At 71.2% G+C, this 22,919-nt stretch carries 25 protein-coding genes; 14 read left to right on the top strand and 11 right to left on the bottom strand.

Annotated elements, in window-relative coordinates:
* Window positions 1-35: 35 nt before the first annotated feature.
* From OG361_RS17470 to OG361_RS17460, 3 genes are all read right to left on the bottom strand, one after another.
* Window positions 36-905 (bottom strand): LAGLIDADG family homing endonuclease, encoded by an 870-nt coding sequence (locus OG361_RS17470; RefSeq protein WP_405854604.1) that lies wholly within the window; start codon window positions 903-905, stop codon window positions 36-38.
* Window positions 906-1,046: 141 nt separating this feature from the next.
* Window positions 1,047-1,811, bottom strand: a complete 765-nt coding sequence (locus OG361_RS17465; RefSeq protein ID WP_405854602.1) for an SDR family NAD(P)-dependent oxidoreductase — start codon at window positions 1,809-1,811, stop codon at window positions 1,047-1,049.
* A 65-nt stretch (window positions 1,812-1,876) separates the two neighbouring features.
* A complete protein-coding gene (locus OG361_RS17460) occupies window positions 1,877-2,212 on the bottom strand; it encodes a YnfA family protein (RefSeq protein WP_405854600.1) in 336 nt (111 codons plus the stop codon).
* 75 nt (window positions 2,213-2,287) lie between these two features.
* On the opposite strand from OG361_RS17460, the gene OG361_RS17455 reads away from it, so the two are divergent.
* The gene (locus tag OG361_RS17455; RefSeq protein ID WP_405854598.1) at window positions 2,288-2,770 is read left to right on the top strand and encodes a hypothetical protein; all 483 of its coding nucleotides are present in this window, start codon (window positions 2,288-2,290) and stop codon (window positions 2,768-2,770) included.
* 17 nt (window positions 2,771-2,787) lie between these two features.
* Here OG361_RS17455 and OG361_RS17450 read toward each other — a convergent pair whose 3' ends face one another.
* Window positions 2,788-4,203, bottom strand: coding sequence for an FAD-dependent oxidoreductase (locus tag OG361_RS17450; RefSeq protein WP_405854596.1), 1,416 nt, complete (start codon window positions 4,201-4,203; stop codon window positions 2,788-2,790).
* A gap of 115 nt (window positions 4,204-4,318) precedes the next feature.
* Between OG361_RS17450 and OG361_RS17445 the strand changes: the two genes are divergently transcribed.
* Complete coding sequence (locus OG361_RS17445) at window positions 4,319-4,879, top strand: TetR family transcriptional regulator (protein WP_405854594.1); 561 nt, start codon at window positions 4,319-4,321, stop codon at window positions 4,877-4,879.
* A gap of 50 nt (window positions 4,880-4,929) precedes the next feature.
* Complete coding sequence (locus OG361_RS17440; protein WP_384567214.1) at window positions 4,930-5,415, top strand: MarR family winged helix-turn-helix transcriptional regulator; 486 nt, start codon at window positions 4,930-4,932, stop codon at window positions 5,413-5,415.
* Between the two features lie 79 nt (window positions 5,416-5,494).
* On the opposite strand, the gene OG361_RS17435 is transcribed toward OG361_RS17440, so the two are convergent.
* Window positions 5,495-6,232: a Mut7-C RNAse domain-containing protein gene (locus tag OG361_RS17435; RefSeq protein ID WP_405854592.1), complete on the bottom strand. Its 738-nt coding sequence runs from the start codon at window positions 6,230-6,232 to the stop codon at window positions 5,495-5,497.
* Window positions 6,233-6,303: 71 nt separating this feature from the next.
* A complete protein-coding gene (locus tag OG361_RS17430) occupies window positions 6,304-7,155 on the bottom strand; it encodes an NAD(P)H-binding protein (protein ID WP_405854590.1) in 852 nt (283 codons plus the stop codon).
* 132 nt (window positions 7,156-7,287) lie between these two features.
* Between OG361_RS17430 and OG361_RS17425 the strand changes: the two genes are divergently transcribed.
* The gene (locus OG361_RS17425; RefSeq protein WP_405854588.1) at window positions 7,288-7,737 is read left to right on the top strand and encodes a GNAT family N-acetyltransferase; all 450 of its coding nucleotides are present in this window, start codon (window positions 7,288-7,290) and stop codon (window positions 7,735-7,737) included.
* Here OG361_RS17425 and OG361_RS17420 read toward each other — a convergent pair.
* Both OG361_RS17420 and OG361_RS17415 read right to left on the bottom strand, forming a co-directional pair.
* The gene (locus tag OG361_RS17420; protein WP_405854586.1) at window positions 7,734-8,288 is read right to left on the bottom strand and encodes a GNAT family N-acetyltransferase; all 555 of its coding nucleotides are present in this window, start codon (window positions 8,286-8,288) and stop codon (window positions 7,734-7,736) included. The two genes, OG361_RS17425 and OG361_RS17420, sit on opposite strands and share 4 nt — an antisense overlap.
* A 15-nt stretch (window positions 8,289-8,303) precedes the next feature.
* Entirely contained in the window at window positions 8,304-9,164 is an 861-nt protein-coding gene (locus OG361_RS17415) for a DUF6597 domain-containing transcriptional factor (protein WP_405854584.1), read from the bottom strand.
* Window positions 9,165-9,305: 141 nt separating this feature from the next.
* Between OG361_RS17415 and OG361_RS17410 the strand changes: the two genes are divergently transcribed.
* The gene (locus tag OG361_RS17410; protein WP_405854582.1) at window positions 9,306-9,890 is read left to right on the top strand and encodes a TIGR03086 family metal-binding protein; all 585 of its coding nucleotides are present in this window, start codon (window positions 9,306-9,308) and stop codon (window positions 9,888-9,890) included.
* Window positions 9,891-9,903: 13 nt separating this feature from the next.
* On the opposite strand, the gene OG361_RS17405 is transcribed toward OG361_RS17410, so the two are convergent.
* On the bottom strand, window positions 9,904-10,152 hold the full coding sequence (locus OG361_RS17405; RefSeq protein WP_384567193.1) for a hypothetical protein: 249 nt from the start codon (window positions 10,150-10,152) through the stop codon (window positions 9,904-9,906).
* Window positions 10,153-10,419: 267 nt separating this feature from the next.
* Here OG361_RS17405 and OG361_RS17400 point away from each other — a divergent pair, with 267 nt between their 5' ends.
* Window positions 10,420-11,331 (top strand): ABC transporter substrate-binding protein, encoded by a 912-nt coding sequence (locus tag OG361_RS17400; protein WP_405854579.1) that lies wholly within the window; start codon window positions 10,420-10,422, stop codon window positions 11,329-11,331.
* Between the two features lie 129 nt (window positions 11,332-11,460).
* Here OG361_RS17400 and OG361_RS17395 read toward each other — a convergent pair whose 3' ends face one another.
* Window positions 11,461-11,877, bottom strand: a complete 417-nt coding sequence (locus OG361_RS17395) for a MerR family transcriptional regulator (RefSeq protein ID WP_405862303.1) — start codon at window positions 11,875-11,877, stop codon at window positions 11,461-11,463.
* A gap of 109 nt (window positions 11,878-11,986) precedes the next feature.
* Here OG361_RS17395 and OG361_RS17390 point away from each other — a divergent pair, with 109 nt between their 5' ends.
* Window positions 11,987-13,993, top strand: a complete 2,007-nt coding sequence (locus tag OG361_RS17390; RefSeq protein ID WP_405854577.1) for an APC family permease — start codon at window positions 11,987-11,989, stop codon at window positions 13,991-13,993.
* 65 nt (window positions 13,994-14,058) lie between these two features.
* On the opposite strand, the gene OG361_RS17385 is transcribed toward OG361_RS17390, so the two are convergent.
* A complete protein-coding gene (locus tag OG361_RS17385) occupies window positions 14,059-14,703 on the bottom strand; it encodes a hypothetical protein (RefSeq protein WP_405854575.1) in 645 nt (214 codons plus the stop codon).
* A 291-nt stretch (window positions 14,704-14,994) separates the two neighbouring features.
* Between OG361_RS17385 and hemL the strand changes: the two genes are divergently transcribed.
* The 7 genes from hemL to ccsB all read left to right on the top strand — a co-directional run bounded on the left by hemL (window position 14,995) and on the right by ccsB (window position 22,899).
* A complete protein-coding gene (gene hemL / locus OG361_RS17380) occupies window positions 14,995-16,302 on the top strand; it encodes a glutamate-1-semialdehyde 2,1-aminomutase (protein WP_405854573.1) in 1,308 nt (435 codons plus the stop codon).
* Entirely contained in the window at window positions 16,299-17,012 is a 714-nt protein-coding gene (locus OG361_RS17375; protein WP_405854571.1) for a histidine phosphatase family protein, read from the top strand. The genes hemL and OG361_RS17375 overlap by 4 nt, the downstream gene beginning before the upstream one ends.
* Before the next feature lie 309 nt (window positions 17,013-17,321).
* Window positions 17,322-18,581 carry a hypothetical protein gene (locus OG361_RS17370; RefSeq protein WP_405854569.1) on the top strand — a complete coding sequence of 420 codons (1,260 nt, stop codon included), beginning with the start codon at window positions 17,322-17,324 and terminating at the stop codon, window positions 18,579-18,581.
* Window positions 18,582-18,658: 77 nt separating this feature from the next.
* Window positions 18,659-19,264 carry a TlpA family protein disulfide reductase gene (locus OG361_RS17365; protein ID WP_405854567.1) on the top strand — a complete coding sequence of 202 codons (606 nt, stop codon included), beginning with the start codon at window positions 18,659-18,661 and terminating at the stop codon, window positions 19,262-19,264.
* Between the two features lie 4 nt (window positions 19,265-19,268).
* The gene (locus OG361_RS17360; RefSeq protein ID WP_405854565.1) at window positions 19,269-20,006 is read left to right on the top strand and encodes a cytochrome c biogenesis CcdA family protein; all 738 of its coding nucleotides are present in this window, start codon (window positions 19,269-19,271) and stop codon (window positions 20,004-20,006) included.
* A 5-nt stretch (window positions 20,007-20,011) separates the two neighbouring features.
* Window positions 20,012-21,817, top strand: a complete 1,806-nt coding sequence (locus OG361_RS17355) for a cytochrome c biogenesis protein ResB (protein WP_405854563.1) — start codon at window positions 20,012-20,014, stop codon at window positions 21,815-21,817.
* Window positions 21,814-22,899, top strand: a complete 1,086-nt coding sequence (gene ccsB, locus OG361_RS17350) for a c-type cytochrome biogenesis protein CcsB (RefSeq protein ID WP_405854561.1) — start codon at window positions 21,814-21,816, stop codon at window positions 22,897-22,899. The genes OG361_RS17355 and ccsB overlap by 4 nt, the downstream gene beginning before the upstream one ends.
* The last annotated feature ends 20 nt before the right edge of the window (window positions 22,900-22,919 follow it).

Below are 22,919 nucleotides of genomic sequence, written 5' to 3'. Positions count from 1 at the left end.
GCCGGGTGGCGGCACCCCCTTCCGTGGTTCCTGGGCTACCGGGTTGGCATCGGTGTCTGGCCGGTGCGGAGCCGCCATAGGCGCATGGAGCAGCTCTGCTCGGTTCGGTCGAGCGTGATGGCTGCGGCGGCGGGGTCGTTGAGCCGCAGCAGTTCGCGGTCGTCTGTCTCGGTCCAGCGTCGACGGGGTGGTGCGAACTTCATGTCTGCTGGACGTACCCAGGTCTGGATCGCGGCTGCGTTGGCCTTCTTGTGGTCCAGGGCGATGCAGTCGGGGTAGTAGAGGTGCTCGGCGAGCCTCTGCGCCTGCTCCTTGTAGTAGGTGATGACGTAGACCTGGTCACGGGTGTTGCGACGGGCGATGCGCTCGGCGCCTGTGATCTTCTTCGTGTAGTGGCACAAGTACGCGGCCATGGCCGTGCTGGCTGACGTGAAGGAGAGGAACGGGATGCCCTCGGCGGTCCAGCCGAGCGATCCGTCGGCATCGATGAAGCCGCGGAGGTAGTCCTGTCGGGAGAACTCGACGCGGGGTGGCCGGATGTTCCGCGACTTCTTGCCGTAGGGGATTCCGAGCTCGTTGACGATGGCCCTGGCCTCGAGTGCGCAGAGGGTCCACGTGGCCGAGTGGTGCCGCTCGGAGAAGTTGGTGGTGCGGACCCGCTCCGTGACGGAGCTGTAGTACGGGGTCAAGCGCTGGAACTCGTGGAGGATGTGGATGTCCCGCGCGTTGATCTCGGCGGTCAGCTTGCCTTTCTGGCCCGGGCCACGGGCCAGGTGTCCGTCCGCCTGGAGGAAGCCGAACATGTAGGCGTAGCGGGGGTCTTCGAGGTCCATGAAGGACGGCGTGGTGGGCGTGAGGGCGCTCATGTCGAAGAGCGCGGGCACGCTAGGGTCCTGTTCAGCCATGGGAAGTGTGTCTTCCTTCTGGTGAGGCCCTCGGCTGGGATTGCCGTCCTGGTCGAGGGCCGTTCTGTATGGAGTTGTCTTCGACGGTAGGTCGGGTCTTCGGTCGGCGTGCGGGTGATCGGGTGGGTTCACCCGGACGTGTCAGAGCTCGCGGTGGACCTTGGTGTTGGAGGCCTGGGCGCGGGGGCGGACGACCAGGAGGTCGATGTTGACGTGCGGGGGGCGGGTGCAGGCCCAGGTGATGGTGTCGGCCACGTCGTCCGCGGTGAGGGGTTCGGCGACGCCCGCGTAGACCTTGGCCGCCTTGTCGGTGTCGCCGCGGAAGCGGGTGGTGGCGAACTCGTCCGTCTTCACCATGCCGGGGGCGATCTCGATGACGCGGACCGGGGTGCCGACGATCTCCAGGCGGAGGGTTTCGGCGAGGACGCGGGCGCCGTTCTTGGCGGCGACGTAGCCGGCGCCGCCCTCGTAGGTGGAGTGGCCCGCGGTGGAGGAGAGGACGACGACCGTGCCGTCGCCGCTCGCGGTGAGGGCGGGGAGCAGGGCCTGGGTCATGTGGAGGGTGCCGATGACGTTGACCTCGTACATCTGGCGCCAGTCGTCGGGGTCGCCGGTGGCGACGGAGTCGGCGCCGAGGGCTCCGCCGGCGTTGTTGACGAGGACCGCGAGGGTGCGGAAGGCGGTGGCGAAGTCGTCGACGGCGGCGCGGTCGGTGACGTCGAGGGCGTAGGCGGTGGCCTGGTGGCCGGCCGCGTTGATCTCGGCGGCGAGGGCTTCGATGCGGTCCTTGCGGCGGGCGGTGAGTACGACGCGGTAGCCGGCGGCGGCCAGCTGCTTGGCGGTGGCGGCGCCGATTCCGCTGCTCGCTCCGGTGATGACGGCGATGGGGGTACCGGATGCGGTCATGGCGTGCTCCTCGCGCAGGTGGTCGATTCCGTGGATCGCCCGGTCAGGATAGGTGGGGCTGTGGGTCAGCGGCCGCGGGGGGCGTACATGATCACGGCCATGCCGGCGAGGCAGACGAGTGCGCCGATCACGTCCCAGCGGTCGGGTCGGTAGCCGTCGGCCGCCATGCCCCAGACGAGCGATCCGGCGACGAACACTCCGCCGTAGGCGGCGAGGATGCGGCCGAATTCGGCGTCGGGCTGGAGGGTGGCGACGAAGCCGTAGACGCCGAGGGCGAGGACGCCGGCGCCGATCCAGATCCAGCCGCGGTGTTCTCTTACTCCCTGCCAGACGAGCCAGGCGCCGCCGATCTCGAAGAGGGCGGCGAGGAGGAAGAGGGCGGCGGAGCGGGCGATGAGCATGGGGGCAGGGTGCCATGGGACACGCTGGCTGACTGATTGTCAGGATATGTGATGGTCTGTGGGTATTTTGTGCGTATGCGTGGAATGGTGAAGTCTGTGCTCGGGGTCGTGCTCGCGGCCTCGGTGGTGCTGGGCGTGGGCGCGAGCGCCGGTGCCGCGGGGCCCGAGGTCGTGGTCGAGGTGGATCTGGCCCATCACGGTCATGTCTCCCTGTGGGACGGGCGGGTCGGTGTCTGGCTGGTCAGTGAGAACCACGGTCCCTCCGATCTCTCGCAGGCGACGGTTCGGCTCGCCTTCTCCGAGCCGATGGCGGGGGGGCATGAGTTGCCGTCGGCCTGTCTGTGGAGCAGCGACCGGGTGGTGTCCTGTCGGACGGGTGAGCTCCGGGCCGCGGGGGCCGTCGGTGAGCTGGCGCTCGATCTGCGGACCGCCGGGTTTCCGGACGAGCTGACGGTGGAGATCACCACGGCCTGGCGGGACGGCGCGGCCGACGGGAACCCGAGGAACGATCGGCATCGTGTGCTCGTGCCGGCCACCGGCGATCCGTACGTCTTCTGATGCCGGGCGGCCGTTGATCAGCGGTCTGTCCAGAAGACGTAGCCGTCGGGGCGGACGAGGACCGCGTCGCGTCGGGTCCGGTCCGGCCAGGTGGCCCGTATCAGGCGCTCGGGTGCGAACGGGGCCGTCGCCGGCAGGGCGGGGGTCGCGCCCTCCGGGGCGATCAGGACGAATTCGCCCTCGCGGAGCAGTTCGTGGAGTCTGCCTTCGCGCAGGTGCAGGTCGGGTGCGCGCCGGCCCGCGGGGCGGCGGGTGCCCGCTGTCGGCGCGTACGCGATGCCGAGGCCGCTGATCATGCCCATGGCTCGGGCGGAGGCGGGGCCGACCGTGTTCAGGAAGCGCGCCGCGGTGGCGCGGGCGGCGCGGGCGAGTGGGGTGCGGGCCATCGCGAGGCGCACGATCGCGCCGCTGCTGCGGAGCACGGCGGTGCCGACCGGGTGTCGTTCGGACTGGTAGCTGTCGAGGAGTGCCTCGGGGTCGGGTGCTTCGCCGCGCAGGACGGCGGTGAGCTTCCAGGAGAGGTTGGCGGCGTCCTGGAGGCCGGTGTTCATGCCTTGTCCGCCGGCGGGGGAGTGGACGTGGGCGGCGTCGCCGGCGAGGAAGACCCGGCCGACGCGGTAGGCCGGGGCCTGGCGCTCGTCGCTGTGGAAGCGGGAGATCCACCGGGCGTCGTGCATGCCGTAGTCGCTGCCGAGGGCGGTGCGGGCGATCTGGCGGACCTCGTCGAGGTCGACGGGCTCGCTGTCGGGGACCTGGCGGGTGCGGTTCCAGCCCATGACGCGGTACCAGCCGTCGCCGAAGGGGGCGAGGAAGGCGAAGGCGTCTCCGGAGCCGCTGACGGTGAGCGGCTCCGGAGGCTCCTCGGCCAGGCGGACGTCGGCGAGGACGAGGGAGCGGATGACGGAGCCGCCGGGGAAGGGCAGGCCGAGGGCGGAGCGCACGGTGCTGCGGACGCCGTCCGTGCCGACGAGGTGGCGGGCGCGGAGGGTGTGGGGTGTGCCGTCGGGGTCGGTGAACTCGGCGGTGACCGCTTCGGGGCTCTGGTGCAGTCCGTCGAGTCGTGTCCCGTACCGGAAGGTGACGCCCGCGGCCGCGGCGCGGCGCTCCAGGGCTTCCTCGACCTCGTACTGCGGGGTGATGAGCAGGTGGTTGAAGCGGCTGGGCAGGCGGGTCAGGTCCAGTTCGAGGTGGCCGAAGAGGCGCATGCGGGTGAGGAGCGTGCCCTTGGTGAGGAGTTCGTCCGCGAGGCCGCGGGCGTCGAGCTGCTCCAGGGTGCGGGCGTGCACGCCGAAGGCGCGGGTCATGTTGCCGAGGGTGTGCGGGCGGCGCTCGACGAGGGTGACGTCGATGCCGGCGGTGGCGAGGTCGCCCGCGAGCAGGAGGCCGGTGGGGCCCGCGCCGATGACGAGTACGTCCGTGTCCGTGGTGCTCATGGCTGCCTCCAGGGTGCCCACGACCGTTTGCCAACGAGTGTTGGTCAACGCTTGTTGGCAACTGTAGGGCGGGTCTCGATGGCGTGTCAACGCTTGTTGGCCTACAGTTGTTGGTATGACGACCGCCCGCCGCTCCGACGCCACTCGGGCCGCCATCCTGGAGGCCGCGCGCGAGCGCTTCGCCTCCGACGGATACGAGCGCGCCACCATCCGGGCCATCGCCCGCGACGCCGGGATCGACCCGTCGATGGTCATGCGCTACTACGGCAACAAGGAGGGGCTGTTCGCCGCCGCTTCCGAGATCGAGCTGGGTCTTCCCTCACTCGGTGCCCTGCCCGCGCGGCACATCGGGGCCGTCCTGGTCGGCCACTTCCTCGACCGCTGGGAGCGGGACGACGTCCTGACCGGACTGTTGCGGGTGGGGGTCACCAACGCCGCCGGGACCGAACGGATGCAGGCGATCTTCGCCGAGCAGCTCGGCCCCGTCACCCGTGGTGTCTGCCCCGACCCGGAGGACGCTCCGCGCCGGGCCGCGCTCGTCGCGTCCCAGATCCTCGGCATGGCGCTGGTCCGCTATGTGCTGCGTCTGCCGCCTGCCGTCGAGATGTCCCGCGAGGAGGTCGTGGCCTGGCTGGGGCCGACCGTGCAGCGCTACCTGACCGCCGAGGCGCCCTGAGGCGGGGCAGCGAAGCCGGGGCCCCGGTGCCTGGTTCGTACAATTTCTGCATGCCGCAGAAGAGTTCCGCCCGGCGCGAGGCGCTGATGACCGAGCTGTACGGGGAGGCCCGCCGCTACATGGCCTCCTACGCCCTGTTCAACCAGGCCGTCGCCGACCATCTGCGGCTCCACCCGACCGATGTGCAGTGCCTGAACCTGCTCAGTCTGGAGGAGGCGCCGGTGACCACCGGGCGGGTGGCCGAGCTGACGGGGCTCACCACGGGCTCCGCGACCCGGCTCGTCGACCGGCTGGAGAAGGCCGGGTACGTGACGCGCGAGCGGGACACCGAGGACCGGCGCCGGGTCCTGGTGGCGCTCGTGCCCGAGCGGATGGCCGAGCTCGCCACCCTGTGGCGGAAGCTCAACGGGACCTGGGGCACGATGTTCGACGTCTACAGCGACGCCGAGGTCGCCCTGCTCATCGCCCATATGCGGCGCACCGTCGAGGTCAGTGCCGTACAGGTCGAGCGGCTGCGCGGCGGCGAGCTCGGCTGACCGCGTCCGGCTAACCGTGTCCGGCTAACCGTGTCCGGCTGGCCGGGCCGGCTGACGGGTCCGGTCCGGGAGGCAGACGTCAGCGGGTCGTCGCGCCGCCGAACTCGCGGACCGCGTCGGAGACGATCGCCTCCAGGCGGGCGTGGTGGGCGCCGCGCCAGTAGACCCGGCCGCACTCCACGCACTCCGCGAAGACGTCGTAGGACTTCTCCGTGCCCTGCTCCAGCCGCTCGCGGACCGCGTCCTTGTCGGCGTCGGACAGCTGTCCGTTGCACGCCGTGCAGCGGGTCCAGGGCGCCAGCGGCGGCGCGAACCGCTCCAGTACGTCGCGGAGCTGGTCCTCCGGCCGGTCGCTGTACACATAGGCGCCCGCCCACAGCTCCCGGCGGCGCAGCAGGCCGCGGTCGCGCGTGAGCATGACCCGCCGCTCCCGCGCGGAGAGCGCGGCCAGCGCGGGGTCGCCGATGTCCTCGCTCTCGTACGCCGCGTCCACGCCGAGCAGACGCAGCCGGCGGGCCAGTGTGCCGAGGTGCACGTCGAGCAGGAACCGGAGCGGCGCGCCGGGCACCGGCTGCGGGCGGGCGACGTCCTCCACCTCGATCGTCTCGCCCGCGACCGGGACGTGCGAGGTGTCCACGGGCCGGCCGTCGACGAGAAGCCGCCCCGCCTCGGTGAGCGGTACGCCGAGCGACTCCACGACGTGCCCGAGCGAGGAGGCGCCGTCGGTGGCCACGGGGGTGTGTCCCGAGCGCCGCTCCGTCGAGACGAAGAGCCGCAGGGCGGGGGCGAATCTGATCTGGATCTCCGGTCCGTTCACGGGGACAGGATGGCACCGGGGCCGGGTGGGGGGCCAGGGAATTCGCCCTGGGGAGGTGGAGCCGGTGCCGGTCAGGGGCGGAAGGCGGCGGCGTGGTCGGTGGCCCAGTCGGCGAAGGTGCGGGCGGGGTGGCCCGTCAGCTCCTCGACGGTGCGGGTCAGTGGCGTCGGCCGGCCGTCGTGCGAGGCCCAGTAGGAGAGGAGGGCGTCCGCGAACGTCTCCGGTATGAAGCCGCTGACGGACTCCTTCCATTCCTCGGGGGTGGGCACGGTGTGGGGCGCGGGGCGGCCCGTCACCTCGGCCAGGATCGCGAGCTGCTCGGTGAAGTCCAGTGACTCGGGGCCCGTCAGGAGGTAGGAGGAGCCGCGCAGCCGGGGCTCGGTGAGCACCGCGAGGGCGGCCTCGGCGATGTCGCGCTCATGGATCGGGTCCCCGTACGCGTGCGGATACGGGAGGGCCGGCGCGTGTCCTTCCCGGAGTGCCCACGACCACTGCAGGGCGTTGGTGGCGAAGGCGCCCGGCCGGAGGTGCGTGGCCTCGAAGGCTCCGGTGTCCGCGGCGGCGGACAGGGCGCGCTCGGCGGCGAGGTGCGCGGCGGCGATCGCGTTCCCGGCGGCGTCCGGGGCGAGGACGGAGCTGGAGGAGAGGAGCGCGATGTGCTCGACGCCGGCGGCCCGGGCCCGGTCGGCGAAGGCGCCGACATGTGCGGCCTCGGCGTAGAGGAAGACGGAGTCGACGCCGGTCAGGGCGGTGTCGAAGGTGGTCGGGTCGGTGAGATCGCAGCGCACGGTGTCGACCCCGGGGGGTGGGGAGAGGTCCGCGGGGTTCTTGGAGCCGGCTGTGACCTTGACGCCCGCGGCGTCGAGCAGGCCGATCAGGGTGGAGGCGACGCGGCCACGGCTGCCGGTGACGAGAACGGTCATGAGGGTGTCCTTCCGGGGAGAGGGATCGCGAGGGCTGTTAACTGCACAGAGAAGAGTCTGCGTTACGCAGATAAATATCCGTGGAGGTGCCTCGTCCGTCAACCCTGAAGAACCCTGGGGTACCGTCCGGGCATGAAGATCATCGACCTCGAGCCGGGCGACCCCCGGCTGGAGAGCGACCTCCTGCCGGTCCTCTCCGAACTCCGTCCCCACCTCACGCCGGAACTCTTCCGCGAGGTGTACGAGGCCGGGCACGCCCAGGGGCTGCGGTTCAGCGCCGCCTACACGGACGCCGGCAGCTGCGTCGGCGCGGCCGGCTGGCGGATCGTCATCAACACCAGCTCCCTGCGCAAGCTCTACGTCGACGACCTCGTGACCGCCGCCGCCGACCGCTCCACCGGCGTCGGCCACGCGCTCGTCGCCCACCTGGACGGCCACGCCCGCGCGGCCGGCTGCCACGAACTCAACCTCGACTCAGGCACCCACCGCACCGGAGCCCACCGCTTCTACCTGCGCGAGCGCTTCGACATCGTCGCCTTCCACTTCACCCGGCCGCTCACCGCGGGCGAGGACGCCTCCTAGCGCGGGTCGGGCAGCGTGTCGGGCAGCGGGCCGGACCGCAGGTCGAGCCGCCAGTCGTTGCAGCGGATCGGGTGCCCCGGCGGGTACTCGAAGTGCCGCTCCCCGAGCAGCTCGAAACCCGCCTTCCGGCACACCGCGTTCGACGCGGCGTTGTCCGCCGACGGGAAGGCGTGCAGGTGCCGGCAGAGGCCCGCGGCCCGGGCCTCCGCCGCCACCGCGCGCGTGGCGGCCGTCGCGACGCCCCTGCCCTGGAAGCCGGGCAGGACGGTCCACCCCGTCTCGTACACGGCCTCGCCGTCCCACGTCTGCGCCCAGAAGCCGATGCTGCCCACCACCGCCTCCTCCGGCAGCAGCCGGATCCGGAACATCCGCCCCGCACCCGTGCTGTCGGCGCTCAGCTTCACGTACCGCCGGTGGCGGCCGGCGAGCTGCTCCTCCGTCTCCGGGCCGCCGAGGTGCTCCATCAACTCCGGTGCGTTCAGCGCGCGCAGCAGCCCCGCGTCCTCTTCGGACCAGGGCTCAAGGCGTACGGGAGAGGTGTCGTCGTCCATGCTCCGAACGGTAGGTCAGGGCACTGACACGCCGCGGGCGTACGCCGAAGGCGGCACCCCGATCGTCGCCGTGAAGTCCCGTACGAGATGGGCCTGGTCGCTGTAGCCGAGCTCGGCCGCGAGACCGGACCAGTCGGGGGCGCCCGCCGCTTCCGCGGACTCGGCGCGCTCCAGGGCCTCGTGGATGCGGTAGCGCAGGACGACCCACTTCGGCCCGACGCCGACGTGGGTGGCGAAGAGGCGCTGGAGCGAGCGCGCCGACAGACCGGACGCGGCGGCCAGCCGGGACACCCTGCGCAGTTCCCGGTCCGAGCGGATCAGGTCCACGAGCTCCATGGCCTGCTCGGCGGCCGGATCGGGCGCGGGACCGTGGGCCAGGAGGAAGGCGTCGAGCGCCGCCACGCGCGCGTGGTCGCCGTCCGGGGAGAGGACCGCGGACAGCGGGTCGGCGCCCGTGAACACCTCGTCGAGGGGGACCCGGCGGCCCGTCCAGTTCGACACCGGCCACGCGGGCGCGAACGGCCGGAAGCCGCCGGGTCGGAACTGCACCCCGCAGACCCGGCCCGCGCCGGTCAGCTTCCGGGTGAACAGCCCGAGACCGATCCCGGAGACCTCGGCCGACGACTCGGCCGCTTCCGGCGGTCCTCCGAGCGGGCCGTACCGCTGGAAGACGACGTTCACCGAGGGGTGCGGGACGACATGGGTCGCGTACGGCTCCGTCAGCTCCCAGTCGATCAGCCAGTAGTGCTCCAGGTAGGGCCGCAGCTCCGGGGCCGGGGTGTGGCGGCGGAAGCGGACGCGGGTGAGCAGCTCGGCGGGGTCGACGATGCCCCGGGTGTCCCGGCGCGGGGCGGAGGCGGAGGCGGGGTCGGACATGACCCGCATGCTAGGGGTGTGCTGTCAGGGGTGGCTCCGGGATCTCCCGGAGATCGTCCCTCGGGGAGAGGTCAGGGGTGCGGGGGAGGGGCGGCGCGTTTCTTCAATACCGCGGCGGGCAGGTTCCCCTAGCGTCGACACATGACGAACGAGATCCCGCCCCGTATCGGCGATCTGCTCCGCACCGCCGCCGCCCATGCCGCGCCCCTGGTCGGCTCCATCACCGACGACTCGCTCGACGCGCCCACGCCCTGCGCCGAGTACGACGTCCGCGCCCTGCTCAACCACCTCTTCGCCGTCGTCGTGAACTTCCAGGCCCTCGCGGCGAAGGAGCCGGCCGACTTCTCCGATACCCCGGACCGGCTCGCGGAGGACGGCTGGCGCGAGCGGTTCGTGGCGGAGACCGGGAAGCTGGTCACCGCCTGGTCGGCGCCGGGTGCGGAGGAGGGGACCTCCGGTGCCATGGGGATGCCCGCGCGGACGGTCGGCTCGATGGTCCTGCTCGATCTGACCGTGCACGTCTGGGACCTGGCCCGCGCCACCGGACGAGGCTTCGAACCGGACCCGGCCGTGGTGGCCGGGCTCGCGGAGGAGGTGGAGCGGATGGCGCCGACGGCCCGGAAGATGAACGTCTTCGGGGACGCCGTCGACCTGCCCGAGGACGCGACGGGGTTCGAGCGGCTCCTCGCGACGACGGGCCGCGACCCGCGCGCCTGGACGGTCTGAGGCCGCTGCCGGATCAGCGCAGCCGGCCCGGGCCGCCCAGGGAGAGGCGGGAGACGACCTGGCCGAAGGCGTGCTCCTCCGCGGGAGTCAGCTGCACCGACTCCTGCGGATGCCAGACGCGCTCCAGCGGGGTGGCCGCCCGGTCACGGCGGTCACGGGCGCGGGCGCGCATGCCCAGCGTCAGCCACACCACCGTCGAGACGGCGAGCAGGCCGAAGAGCGTGATCACACGGGGATCGGAGAACTGGCCGGGCAAGGACATGGCTCACTCCAGGACGTGAGGGCCGTCCGTACGCGCCGCGCCCCGGCAGGTGGCGCGCATGAACGGAGGCGCTGGTGATTCCTACTGCTTCCTCCCGACCCGTTCAGTTAACACCAACGTGGGGGACTTTCGGCAGGGGGTCCGGGACCAAAGTCCCGGCCGCGCGGCGACGGCCGGCCGGGAGCCGCCGCAGGCCCTCTTGTGCGGGCCGGGGAACCGCTCCAAGGTGGCGGAAGAGGCAGATTCGGCCGGGGAGGGAGCAGCCGCATGTCCGGAGCACAGGCATGGGGATTCACGGACGACAGGGGTACGGAACTGGGGGCGGTCCGTGTGCCGGAGCGCGTCGTCGCGTACGTGCGGGCCGGGGCGGCGCTGCTGGACCTGGGGGTGACACCGGTCGCCGTCTACGGCTCCGGGCACGACGGCGCGGTGCTCGACCCGGCCAAGGCGGGCGGCGTCGAGGCGGCCGGGGTGCCGTACCTCGGCTCCGGCCGGGCCCTGGACGAGGGGCTCCTGCGGGAGCTGCGGCCGGACGTGATCGTCGACGTCACGTACGACGGGAAGAGCCCGTACGCGCTGGACGAGGCGGTCGCCGAACGGCTCGGGGTGCCGCTCGTCGCGCTCTCCGTCGGCAACGAGCTCACGCTCCCGGCGATCCTCGACCGCTTCGGCGCGCTGAGCGCCTCACTCCTGGACGCGACGGCCACAGTGGCCACAGCGGCCACAGTAGCCACAGCAGCCACGGCGACAGCGGCCGCGGCCGGGCCGCGGCGCCCCGCGGAGTCGGACGGCCCGGCCGAGCTCCTGGAGGCCGAGGCCGTCCTGCGGAGTGTCGCCGCCCGGACCGGGCTCGCCGTCCTCGCGCTCTCCGGGGCCGGTCCCGACCAGGTCCATCTGGCCCGTCCGCAGGCCTGGCCCGAGCTGGCGCGGCTCGCGGCGCTCGGCGTCCGGCTGCTGGACCCCGGCCCGGGGCCCGGCGCCAACTGGCTCACCGCCGACTGGGGCCGCGCCGCCGAGCTCCGCCCCGATCTGATCCTCTTCGACAACCGGTTCCACGCCGTCCCGCCGTACGAGACCCCGCCCGGCACCCGCCTCGCCCCGTGGAACCCCGAGACCCCGCCCAGTCCCGCCGCCTACGCGCGCTTCTTCCGCGACCTGGCGGAGTCGCTGGCCGCCTGACCGGTGCCGTCGGACAGGTGCCGTCAGACAGGTGCCCTGCGGCCGGTGCCGTCCGATCGGGTGCGGTCCGACCGTTGTCGTGCTGCCGGTGTCGTCCGACCCTTGCCGACGGCCCTGGCCCCGCCCGGATCAGGCCGGGGTGGCGGACAGCCGGGTGCGGAGGGAGGTGGCGAACTCCTCCGCGCGGGCGAGCTGGGTCCGCAGTTCGGTGACCCGCTCCGCGGCCGCCTGCTCGTAGCGGCGGACGCGGGTCACGAGCGCGGCGCGGTCCTCCGGGGCGAGCTCCGTCTCCGTGCCCGGGCGGTCCTCGGTCAGCCGGTCCACGGCCGTGAGCAGCTCCCGGGTCTCGTCGAGGGTGAAGCCGAGCGGCTTCATCCGGCGGACCACCATGAGCCGGGACACGTCCGCGTCCGTGTAGAGCGGGAATCCGCCGGGGGAGGCCGCGGACGGCACCACCAGGCCGTTGTCCTCGTACTGGCGGATCGTGCGCAGGGACAGTTCCGTCCGTGCGGCGACCTCGCCGATCTGCATGGGTTCGCCGGCCATCCGTGCTCCGCTTCGTACTCCGCTCACGCGTGACGTCCTTCCTCGTAGGGGGCTCCCGCAGGGCGCGTCTTCCGCGCATTACATACCATTCGTCCTAACTTCAGCACTTATGAGAGCTGGAAGTGCGGCGAAACGCCTGCTCGTAGGACGTCCGTTGGACAGCGGACGGCTCGGTGACACCCTGCTGCCGAAGAAGCTCGCACTGCCGATCTTCTGCAGCGACCCGCTCTCCTCCGTCGCCTACGCGACCGAGGAGATCCTGCTGATCCTCGCCCTCGGCGGCCTCGCCGTGCTCCATCTGACCTGGTACGCGGCGGTCGGCATCGTCGTCCTGCTGCTGGTCGTCGTGGCGTCCTACCGGCAGACCTGCTACGCCTACCCGGGCGGCGGCGGGGCCTATGTCGTCTCCGCCGAGAACCTCGGACAGACCGCCGCGCTCACCGCCGCCTCCGCCCTGCTCATCGACTACGTGATGACCGTCGCCGTCTCCGTCGTCTCCGGGGTCGCCGCCATCACCTCGGCCGTCCCCTCGCTCGACGGGCACGCCGTGGCCATGTCGGTGGGTTTCGTGGTGGTGCTGGCCTGGCTGAACCTGCGCGGGGTGCGCGAGTCGGGGCGCTGGTTCGCGATGCCCACGTACGCCTTCGTCGCCGTCATCTACGTCATGTTCGCCGTGGCCGCCGTGCGCATGGCGACCGGAGCGACGATCCGCGCCGAGTCCGCCGACCTGCCCGTCAACGCGGTCTCGACCTACTCGGGGCTCGCGCTCGTCTTCCTCGCCCTGCGCGCCTTCGCCTCCGGCTGTACCGCGCTGACCGGTGTCGAGGCCGTCAGCAACGGCGTCCCGGCCTTCGCCAAGCCGAAGAGCCGCAACGCGGCCATGACGCTGGCGATCATGGGCGGGCTCTCGGTGACCATGTTCTTCGGGATCACCGTGCTCGCCATGGTCTACGAGGTCCATGTCGCCGAGGACCCCACCGAGCTCGGGCTCGCCCCCGGCACCCCGATGTCCACGGCGCTCGCCCAGATCGGCCGGGCGACCTTCGGTGACTGGCACGTCCTCTTCTACGCGCTCCAGGCCGTCACCGCGGGCGTCCTGATCCTGGCGGCCAACACCGCCTTCAACGGCTTCCCGATGCTCGCCTCGGTCCTCGGACGCGACCGCTACGCGCCCCGCCAGCTCTTCCACCGCGGGGACCGGCTCGTCCACTCCAACGGCATCGTCCTCCTCTCGCTCGCCGCCATCGCCCTCATCGTCGCCTTCGACGCGGAGCTGACCCGCCTGATCCAGCTCTACATCATCGGCGTCTTCGTCTCCTTCACCCTTTCCCAGGCCGGCATGGTCAAGCACTGGCGGCGAGAACTCGCCAGGCCCGCCACACCGGGCACCCCCGGCGGGGCCGCCGACCGGCACAGCATCCTGCGCCGTCTCGCGATCAACGCCTTCGGCGCCTGTCTGACCGCGGTCGTCCTCGTCATCGTCCTGATCACCAAGTTCACGCACGGCGCCTGGCTCGTCGTCATCGCGATGCCGGTGCTCTTCGCCGGGATGAAGGGGGTGCGGCGGCACTACGACACCGTCGCCGCCGAGGTCGCGGTCGCGGTCGGCGAACGGCCCCACGCCTTCGTCGCGAACCACGTCCTCGTCCTGGTCGCCTCGGTCAACGCGCCCAGCCTGCGCGCCCTGTCCTACGCGAAGACCCTGCGACCCGCCTCCCTCACGGCCGTCACCGTCGCCGAGGACCCGGCGGAGGCGGAGGTGCTCCGCGCGACCTGGGAGGCCCACCGCATCGACGTACCCCTGCGGGTGCTCAGCTCCCCGTACCGCTCACTCGTCCAGCCGATCCTGCGGCACGTCCGGGAGGCGCCCGAGCGAACGCCGGACTCGGTGGTCACGGTGGTCATCCCCGAGTACGTGGTGGGGCACTGGTGGGAGCAGCCGCTGCACAACCAGAGCGCCCTGCGCCTCAAGACCCGGCTGCTGTTCATGAAGAACGTCGTCGTCATCGACGTGCCGTACCGGCTCGCCTCCGCCCGCGAGCTCGCCGAGCAGCACCGGGAACAGCGGGAACAGCAGGAACAGAGGGAGCGGCGTGAGCGGCGTGAGGGACGGTAGTAGCGGGAGCAGAGTGAGCGGCGTGAGGGACGGGGGAGTGGTGGGAGGGCGGGAGTCCCGGTCCCCTACGGCCAGACCAGACAGTACGGCTGGTGCCCCGCCTCGTGGAGACGGACCGAGAAGTCCTGCCACTCGTGGAGCAGCTGGTAGACGTCGAAGGCGTCGCGCGGGCCGCCGCGGTCGGGGACCGTGGACCAGATGAAGGCGGCGGCGCCGACCGACTCCTCGCCGAGCGCGCGCAGCGGGTCGACCACCGTCATCGGGAGCTTCACGACCGCGTAGTCCGGGTGCAGCACCACCAGCTCCAGCGGGGGCACCTTGTGCAGGGGCATGCCCTCGATGCCCGTCAGGACCATCGCCGCTATGGTCTCCGGCTTGATCTTGGTGAACATGCCGCCCATGCCGAGCTCGTCTCCGCCGAGCTCCTCCGGGCGCATCGAGATCGGGACGCGGGCCGCCGTGGCGCCGTCGGGCGCGCCGAAGTACTTGTACGTCACGCCCAACCGGCCACTCCCGCTTCCGGGCGCCGCTTCTCCCGAGGAGCCCAAGGAGCCCGACGAGCCTGGGATGCCTGGGGTGCCCGGGCCTCCCGGAGTGCCGGGCGCGCCCGGAGCCGCCCCGTCCGCCCGCCGGCGCCGGTGCCTCCCCCGCCGGGCAGACTCCGGACCCAGATCGTCCGTCCCCTCGCCCGGTCCGCCACCGCGATGCATATCTCCACCCGACTGCTTTTTCTCGGCAACACGACCCCGCCGCGCAACCCGATCATCGTGTCAGTGACCTCCCCCACGTTCGTACGGTGAAACACCTGTCCGCAAGAACGCCGTGGCCTCTGACACCATGGATTCCGTGAGCCATCCCTATGACGCCCCAGTTTCGCAGACGCGGCGGACAGCCGCCCCGGCGTCGTCACCGGGTGCCCATACCGTTTCTCCGTACCCGAAGTCGTAACTCCTCCGTACTCGAAGCCGTACTCGCAGCCGTACTCGCAGGTCAGGATCACAGTGCCGTATTCATACGAAGCCCCAGTCTCACAGACGCTTTTCGACCGCGCGTCCCTCGTGACGCCCGGCGGCGTGAACTCACCGGTGCGTGCCTTCCGAGCCGTGGGCGGAACGCCCCGGTTCATGGTCTCCGGTACCGGTCCGTACCTCACCGACGCGGACGGTCGTGAGTACGTCGACCTGGTCTGCTCGTGGGGGCCGATGATTCTCGGCCACGCGCACCCCGAGGTCACCGCCGCGGTGCAGGCCGCGGTGGCCCGCGGTACGTCCTTCGGTACGCCGGGCGAGGGCGAGGTCGCCCTCGCCGAGGAGATCGTCGCGCGTGTGGAGCCGGTCGAGCAGGTCCGGCTCGTCTCCTCCGGTACGGAGGCCACGATGTCCGCGATCCGGCTCGCCCGCGGGTTCACCGGGCGCGCGAAGGTCGTCAAGTTCGCCGGCTGCTACCACGGTCACGTGGACGCGCTGCTCGCCGCGGCCGGTTCCGGTGTCGCCACGCTCGGTCTCCCGGACACGCCCGGCGTGACCGGTGCCCAGGCCGGGGACACCGTCGTGCTGCCGTACAACGACCTGGACGCGGTACGGGCCGCCTTCGCCGCGCACCCGGGTGAGATCGCCTGTGTGATCACCGAGGCCTCGCCCGGCAACATGGGTGTCGTGCCGCCGGCGGAGGGCTTCAACCAGGGGCTCGCCGACCTGTGCCGGGAGAACGGCGCGCTGTACATCTCCGACGAGGTGATGACCGGTTTCCGCACCTCGCGGGCCGGCTGGTACGGCGTCGACGGCGTCCGGCCCGACCTGCTGACCTTCGGCAAGGTCATGGGCGGTGGCTTCCCGGCCGCCGCCTTCGGTGGCCGCGCCGACGTCATGGGACACCTGGCCCCGGCCGGGCCGGTCTACCAGGCGGGCACGCTCTCCGGTAACCCGATCGCCACCGCCGCCGGGCTCGCGCAGCTGCGGCTGCTCGACGAGGCCGCGTACGCGAAGGTGAACGCGGTGTCGAAGGAGATCCAGGGGCTCGTCACCGGCGCCCTCGCGAAGGAGGGTGTCGCGCACCGGCTGCAGACCGCCTCCAACATGTTCTCGGTCTTCTTCACGGCCGACGAGGTGCGGAACTACGACGAGGCGAAGAAGCAGGAGGCCTTCCGCTTCAACGCCTTCTTCCACTCGATGCTGGCCGACGGGGTCTACCTGCCGCCGTCCGCCTTCGAGTCCTGGTTCGTGTCGGCCGCCCACGACGAGCGGGCGATCGAGCGGATCGCCGCCGCGCTGCCCGCCGCCGCCCGCGCCGCCGCGGAGGCCACGGCATGAGCGAGCGCGACACGCCCGACCGGGACGTCACGTCCGACCAGGACGTCACCGTCGTCCACCTGATGCGCCACGGCGAGGTCCACAACCCGGACGGGATCCTCTACGGCCGCCGCGCCGGCTACCACCTCTCCGAGCTCGGCCGTCAGATGGCGGACCGGGTCGCCGAGCACCTGGCCGGCCGGGACGTCACGTACGTGGTCGCCTCCCCGCTGGAGCGGGCGCAGGAGACGGCGTTGCCGATCGCCAAGACGCACGGCCTGGACCTGGCCGGCGACGGGCGGCTCATCGAGGCGGCGAACGTCTTCGAGGGCAAGACCTTCGGTGTCGGTGACGGGGCCCTGCGCAAGCCGGGGAACTGGAAGCACCTCACCAACCCGTTCCAGCCGTCGTGGGGCGAGCCGTACGTCGAGCAGGTCGTCCGGATGATGGGCGCGCTGGACGCGGCGAAGGACGCGGCCCGCGGGCACGAGGCGGTCTGCGTCAGCCACCAGCTGCCGATCTGGATCGTCCGCAGCTTCGTGGAGAAGCGGCGGCTGTGGCACGACCCGCGGCGGCGGCAGTGCACGCTGGCCTCGCTGACCTCGTTCACGTACCAGGGCGACCGGATCGTCTCGGTCGGGTACAGCGAGCCTGCCCGGGACCTGGTCCCGGCGCATCTCCTCGCCGGGGCGAAGCCGGTGAAGGGGAAGTCGAAGGCCTTCGGGGCGTAGCCGCGGGGACCTCAGGGACCCGGGGACCTCAGGACGCGACAGCCCGGGACCTCGGGGACCTCAGGACCTCAGGGACCTCGGCGACCTCCGGGACCTCAGGACGCGGCAGCTCCAAGACCTCAGGGCGCGCCCCCACTGGACAGCGGGCGTGAAGAGGTCCATCGTCAGGGCGGTCGGGTGGTGTACATGCCATCCGGTCGCCCTGAAATTTTTGTGCTATTTCCCGGAACCTCCGTGTTCCTCCCTGCATCTCACTCATTGTCGGTTTGGATGACGTTCAGGTCATACGTCAGCGCGAATGGGGATGTCATGCGCGGGATCAGTGGGATCAGCCGAAGGGGGCTCCTCGGGGCGGGCGTTGGCGCGGCCGCGGCGATGGGAATCGCCGGCTGCGGCGGCAACAACCAGGACAAGCCGGGACGTTCCGGACCGGGTAAGGGGGGCGACGTCTCGGCGGAGCCGACCACACCCGCTCCGACCAAGGACGACGCCAAGCTCATCGGTGACGGTTCCACCGCCGACACCGGGAAGCAGCCGCACCAGCCCGACACCCCCGTACCCCTCGAACCCGGTCAGACCCCGCCCCAGTTCGTGATCTTCTCCTGGGACGGCGCCGGAGAGGTCGGCAACGGCCTCTTCCCCCGCTTCCTCGAACTCGCCAAGAACCACGACGCGGCGATGACCTTCTTCCTCTCCGGGGTCTACCTCCTCCCCGAGTCGAAGAAGAACCTCTACCGCCCGCCGAACAACCGCGTCGGCGCCTCGGACATCGGCTACCTCACCGACGACCACATCAAGGACACGCTGAAGTACGTCCGGCAGGCCTGGCTCGAAGGCCACGAGATCGGCACCCACTTCAACGGACACTTCTGCGGCGGCTCAGGCTCCGTCGGCAACTGGACCCCGGCCCAGTGGCAGAGCGAGATCGACCAGGCGATGAAGTTCGTCACCGAGTGGAAGACCAACAGCGGCTGGACCGACCTCGATCCGCTGCCCTTCGACTACTCCAAGGAGCTCGTCGGCGGCCGCACCCCCTGCCTCCTCGGCCAGGACAACCTGCTCCCCACCGCCAAGCGGCTCGGCTGGCGCTACGACGCCAGCTCGCCCGGCGGCCGGCAGACCTGGCCCGTCAAGCGCCAGGGCATCTGGGACCTGCCGCTCCAGGCCGTGCCCTTCCCCGGGCACTCCTTCGAAGTCCTCTCCATGGACTACAACATGCTCGCCAACCAGTCGAAGAACACGACGAAGGGCATGCCCTCCCGCTATCCGGGCTGGCGCAAGCAGGCCACCGACGCCCTCCTCGGCGGCTTCAGCCGCGCCTACGAGTCGAACCGCGCACCCTTCTACATCGGCAACCACTTCGAGCAGTGGAACGGCGGCATCTACATGGACGCCGTCGAGGACGCGCTCAAGGGAATGGCCGGGAAGAAGGACGTCCGGCTCGTCTCCTTCAGGCAGTTCGCGGACTGGCTCGACGTGCAGGACCCGAAGATCCTCGCCAAGCTCCGCTCGCTGGAAGTGGGGCAGAAGCCCACCGATGGGTGGAATACGTTCCTCAAGGCCGCTTAGGCGATCTTGACAAGGGGCTTTACGGGCACGTAGGGGGGTGCCCAAGATCCCCCAAACGCGCATGCGAAACTTTTCACATGAGCCTTAGCCGTGCCCCTCGACGCACCCTGCTCGCCGTCGGAGTGCTGTCCGCCGCCCTCACGCTCTCGGCCTGCGGCGGCGACAGCAACGGCAAGTCCGGCGGTGGTGGCAACACCAACTTCGTGACCAACACGGGCGGTATCTCCACCGCCGCCAAGGGCGAGCGGGCGAGCACGGGGAAGCTGGCGGGCGAGACCCTCGACGGCAAGCACCTCGACGTCGCCGACCTCAAGGGCAAGGTCGTCGTCCTGAACGCCTGGGGCTCCTGGTGCGGCCCCTGCCGCGCCGAGGCCCCCTACTTCGCGAAGGTCGCCAAGGACCTCAAGGGCCAGGGCGTCGAGTTCGTCGGGCTCAACACCCGCGACCCCAACAAGCAGCAGGCGATCGCCTTCGAAGAGGAGTACGGGGTGCCCTACCCGAGCCTCTACGACCAGCAGGGCAAGCTGATCCTCTTCGGCTTCCCCAAGGGCACCCTCAGCCTGCAGGGCATCCCCTCCACCGTCGTCCTCGACAAGGAGGGCAAGATCGCCGCCCGCTCCCTCATGGCGCTCGACGAGAAGAAGCTCCGGTCGATGATCGAGCCCCTCCTCAAGGAGAAGTGAGCCCGTGAACGAGACGGTCACCAGCGGAGCCCTGCTGCTCGCCCTGCCCATCGCGGTCCTCGGCGGCCTGGTCTCCTTCTTCTCGCCGTGCGTGCTCCCGCTCGTCCCCGGCTACCTCTCGTACGTCACGGGGGTCACCGGCACCGACCTCGCCGAGAGCCGCCGCGGCCGGATGACCGCGGGCGCCGTCCTCTTCGTCCTCGGCTTCACCGCCGTGTTCGTCTCCGGCGGCGCGCTCTTCGGCTACTTCGGATCGACCCTCCAGGAGTACCGCGGGACGCTCACCACCGTCCTCGGCGTGCTCATGATCCTCATGGGCGTCTTCTTCGTCGGTCTGATGCCCTGGTTCACCCAGCGCGAGTTCCGCTTCCACAAGAAGCCCGTCGCCGGACTGGTCGGCGCCCCGCTGCTCGGCGCGCTCTTCGGCATCGGCTGGACCCCGTGCATCGGCCCGACGCTCGCCTCGGTCAACGCCCTCGCCCTGGAGCAGGCCAGCGCGGGACGCGGCGCCGTACTCGCCTTCGCGTACTGCCTCGGCCTCGGCGTACCGTTCGTGCTCGCCGCCATCGCCTTCCGCAAGGCGCTCGGCGCGTTCGGGTGGGTCAAGAAGCACTACGTGTGGGTGATGCGGATCGGCGGCGGCATGATGATCGTCACCGGCGTCCTGCTCCTCACGGGCGCGTGGGACAGCATGGTCGCCACGATGCAGGGCTGGTCCAGCGGTTTCACGGTGGGGATCTGAGTTCCATGAGCAAGACCGATACGACGGAGACCGAGCGCAAGGCCGACGAAGCGGCCGGCGCGCAGCTCTCCACCGCCCCCCTCGAGGACCGCGGCGAGACCGCCATCGGCGGACCCGTCCTCGGAGTCGTCGGCTGGATCCGCTGGTTCTGGCGGCAGCTGACCTCCATGCGGGTCGCGCTGATCCTGCTCTTCCTGCTCTCCCTCGGCGCCGTCCCCGGCTCCCTCATCCCGCAGACCAGCGCGGACGAGCTCAAGGTGCAGGCCTTCAAGGAAGCCCACACCACCCTCACGCCGATCTACGAGAAGCTCCAGTTCTTCGACGTCTACAGCTCGGTGTGGTTCTCCGCGATCTACATCCTGCTGTTCGTCTCCCTCATCGGCTGCATCGTGCCGCGGACCTGGCAGTTCGTCGGCCAGCTCCGCAGCCGCCCGCCGGGCGCCCCCCGCCGGCTGACCCGGCTCCCCGCGTACACCACCTGGCGCACCGAGGCCGAGCCCGAGCAGGTCCGGGAGGCCGCGCTCGGCCTCCTCAAGGGCCGCCGCTTCCGCGCCCACACCGCCGGCGACGCGATCGCCGCCGAGAAGGGCTATCTGCGCGAGGCCGGGAACCTCCTCTTCCACGTCGCCCTGATCGTGATCCTCGTCGCCTTCGCCTGGGGCCAGCTCTTCAAGTCCGAGGGCGGCAAGCTGATCGTCGAGGGCGACGGCTTCTCCAACACGCTCACCCAGTACGACGACTTCAAGTCCGGCTCCCAGTTCGGCACCGAGGAGCTGGAGCCGTTCACCTTCACCCTGAAGTCCTTCGACGGCACGTACGAGAAGAACGGCCCGCAGCGCGGCACCCCGCGCACCTTCGAGGCGGCCGTCACGTACTCCCAGGACGGCGGCGCGGAGAAGAAGGCGGTCATCCGCGTCAACGAACCGCTCAAGGTCGGCGAGTCCAAGGTCTATCTGATCGCCCACGGCTACGCGCCCGTCGTCACCGTCAAGGACGGCCGCGGCAAGGTCGTCTTCCACGGCGCCGTACCGCTCCTGCCGATCGACAACAACATCACCTCGACCGGCGCGATCAAGGTGATGGACGGCTACCGCGACAAGAACGGCAAGAAGGAGCAGCTGGGCTTCCAGGCCTTCTTCGTGCCGACCTTCGCGGGCGCCGGGCAGGGCACGATGTTCTCGCAGTTCCCGGCGCTCGACTTCCCGGTCATGGCGCTCACCGGCTACCACGGCGACCTGCGCGTGAACTCCGGTCTGCCGCAGAACGTGTACCAGCTCAACAAGTCCAAGATGACCCAGTTCACGGACAAATCCGGCAACAAGCTCGCCCAGCGCATGCTGCCCGGCGAGACGATGACGCTCCCCGACGGAGCCGGCTCGATCACCTTCGAGAAGGACGTCAAGGAGTGGGCCAGTTTCCAGATCTCGCAGCAGCCGGGCAACGGCCTCGCCCTCGCGGGCGCGGTCGCGGCGATCGCCGGCCTGACCGGTTCGCTCTTCATCCAGCGGCGCCGGGTCTGGGTCCGGGCCGTACGGGGTGAGGACGGCGTGACCGTCGTCGAGATGGCCGGCCTCGGCCGGAGCGAGTCCGCCAGGCTCCCGGAGGAGCTGGCCGACCTCGCGGTCACGCTCACCGCGCAGGCACCGCCCGCGGCCCCGGCGCCGGAAGCACCCGAAGCCGATCCGGAAGTCGACCCCGAAGCCGATTCGGAAGCGCCCGAAGCCGATCCCGAAGCCGATCCGGAAGCCGTACCGGAACCCGCGGAAGAACCCGCAGAAGACCCTGCCCCTTCTGGAGAGGCCGACAAGTGATCCTCGCCGCCACGACCAACGAGAGCCTGGCGAAGATGAGCGACCTGCTCATCTACTCCTCCATGGCCGTCTACACCCTGGCCTTCTTCGCGCACATCGCCGAGTGGGTCCTCGGCAGCCGCAGCAAGGTCGGCCGCACCGCCGCCGCCCTCACGCAGCGGGCCGCGGGCCCGACCTCCGCCGTGACCGTCCAGGTCAAGCAGGCCGGCTCCACCGCCGTCCTCGACAAGCCGAAGATCGTCACGCGCTCCGCGGCCGGCACCCGGGACGTCCCGGACGGCCCCGGCGCGGCCGGCGGCACGGTCAAGGGCGACCTCTACGGCCGCATCGCCGTCTCGCTCACCGTGCTGGCCTTCGCCGTCGAGGCGGCGGGCGTGGTCAGCCGGGCCCTCGCCGTGCAGCGCGCCCCCTGGGGCAACATGTACGAGTTCTCCACCACCTTCTCGACGGTGGCGGTCGGCACGTACCTCGCCTTCCTCCTCGCCAAGAAGAACGTGCGCTGGATCGGCCTCCCGCTGGTCACGACGGTCCTGCTCGACCTGGGCCTGGCCACCACCTGGCTGAAGACCCCCAGCGACCAGCTGGTGCCGGCGCTCGACTCGTACTGGCTGTGGATCCACGTCTCGACCGCGATCTTCTGCGGCGCCGTCTTCTACCTCGCGGCCGTCGCCACCGCGCTGTACCTCTTCCGCGACTCGTACGAGAGCAAGCTCGCGAGCGGCGGCACCCCGAGCGCCTTCGCCCGCTCCGTCCTGGAGCGGCTGCCCTCGGCGGCCTCGCTCGACAAGTTCTCGTACCGGGTCAACGCGGCCGTCTTCCCGCTCTGGACCTTCACGATCATCGCGGGCGCCATCTGGGCCGGCGACGCCTGGGGCCGCTACTGGGGCTGGGACGCCAAGGAGGTCTGGTCCTTCATCACCTGGGTCGGCTACGCGGCGTACCTGCACGCGCGCGCCACGGCCGGCTGGAAGGGCCGGAAGGCCGCGTACATCGCGCTCATCGCCTTCGGCTGCTTCCTCTTCAACTACTACGGCGTCAACATCTTCGTCACCAGCAAGCACTCCTACGCGGGCGTGGAGTAGCGGGTGGGGGGCCTCGGGGC

The organism is Streptomyces sp. NBC_00090 (genome assembly GCF_045160815.1).
Classification (GTDB): Bacteria; Actinomycetota; Actinomycetes; order Streptomycetales; family Streptomycetaceae; genus Streptomyces.
The sequence above is the reverse complement of the archived record's forward strand: the minus strand, read 5'-3'. Positions and strand labels throughout refer to the sequence as shown.

Excerpts from the sequence above, each read along its gene's own strand:
- OG361_RS17460 (WP_405854600.1), bottom strand. The coding sequence starts at position 2,212 with ATGCTCATCGCCCGCTCCGCCGCCCTCTTCCTCCTCGCCGCCCTCTTC.
- OG361_RS17430 (WP_405854590.1), bottom strand. The coding sequence starts at position 7,155 with ATGACCGTTCTCGTCACCGGCAGCCGTGGCCGCGTCGCCTCCACCCTG.
- OG361_RS17425 (WP_405854588.1), top strand. The coding sequence starts at position 7,288 with ATGAAGATCATCGACCTCGAGCCGGGCGACCCCCGGCTGGAGAGCGAC.
- OG361_RS17445 (WP_405854594.1), top strand. The coding sequence starts at position 4,319 with ATGACGACCGCCCGCCGCTCCGACGCCACTCGGGCCGCCATCCTGGAG.
- OG361_RS17405 (WP_384567193.1), bottom strand. The coding sequence starts at position 10,152 with ATGTCCTTGCCCGGCCAGTTCTCCGATCCCCGTGTGATCACGCTCTTC.
- OG361_RS17420 (WP_405854586.1), bottom strand. The coding sequence starts at position 8,288 with ATGGACGACGACACCTCTCCCGTACGCCTTGAGCCCTGGTCCGAAGAG.
- OG361_RS17390 (WP_405854577.1), top strand. The coding sequence starts at position 11,987 with ATGAGAGCTGGAAGTGCGGCGAAACGCCTGCTCGTAGGACGTCCGTTG.
- OG361_RS17400 (WP_405854579.1), top strand. The coding sequence starts at position 10,420 with ATGTCCGGAGCACAGGCATGGGGATTCACGGACGACAGGGGTACGGAA.
- OG361_RS17440 (WP_384567214.1), top strand. The coding sequence starts at position 4,930 with ATGCCGCAGAAGAGTTCCGCCCGGCGCGAGGCGCTGATGACCGAGCTG.
- OG361_RS17355 (WP_405854563.1), top strand. The coding sequence starts at position 20,012 with ATGAGCAAGACCGATACGACGGAGACCGAGCGCAAGGCCGACGAAGCG.
- OG361_RS17465 (WP_405854602.1), bottom strand. The coding sequence starts at position 1,811 with ATGACCGCATCCGGTACCCCCATCGCCGTCATCACCGGAGCGAGCAGC.
- OG361_RS17455 (WP_405854598.1), top strand. The coding sequence starts at position 2,288 with ATGCGTGGAATGGTGAAGTCTGTGCTCGGGGTCGTGCTCGCGGCCTCG.
- OG361_RS17415 (WP_405854584.1), bottom strand. The coding sequence starts at position 9,164 with ATGTCCGACCCCGCCTCCGCCTCCGCCCCGCGCCGGGACACCCGGGGC.
- OG361_RS17470 (WP_405854604.1), bottom strand. The coding sequence starts at position 905 with ATGGCTGAACAGGACCCTAGCGTGCCCGCGCTCTTCGACATGAGCGCC.
- OG361_RS17410 (WP_405854582.1), top strand. The coding sequence starts at position 9,306 with ATGACGAACGAGATCCCGCCCCGTATCGGCGATCTGCTCCGCACCGCC.
- OG361_RS17370 (WP_405854569.1), top strand. The coding sequence starts at position 17,322 with ATGCGCGGGATCAGTGGGATCAGCCGAAGGGGGCTCCTCGGGGCGGGC.
- OG361_RS17450 (WP_405854596.1), bottom strand. The coding sequence starts at position 4,203 with ATGAGCACCACGGACACGGACGTACTCGTCATCGGCGCGGGCCCCACC.
- OG361_RS17385 (WP_405854575.1), bottom strand. The coding sequence starts at position 14,703 with ATGCATCGCGGTGGCGGACCGGGCGAGGGGACGGACGATCTGGGTCCG.
- OG361_RS17375 (WP_405854571.1), top strand. The coding sequence starts at position 16,299 with ATGAGCGAGCGCGACACGCCCGACCGGGACGTCACGTCCGACCAGGAC.
- OG361_RS17365 (WP_405854567.1), top strand. The coding sequence starts at position 18,659 with ATGAGCCTTAGCCGTGCCCCTCGACGCACCCTGCTCGCCGTCGGAGTG.
- OG361_RS17395 (WP_405862303.1), bottom strand. The coding sequence starts at position 11,877 with ATGGCCGGCGAACCCATGCAGATCGGCGAGGTCGCCGCACGGACGGAA.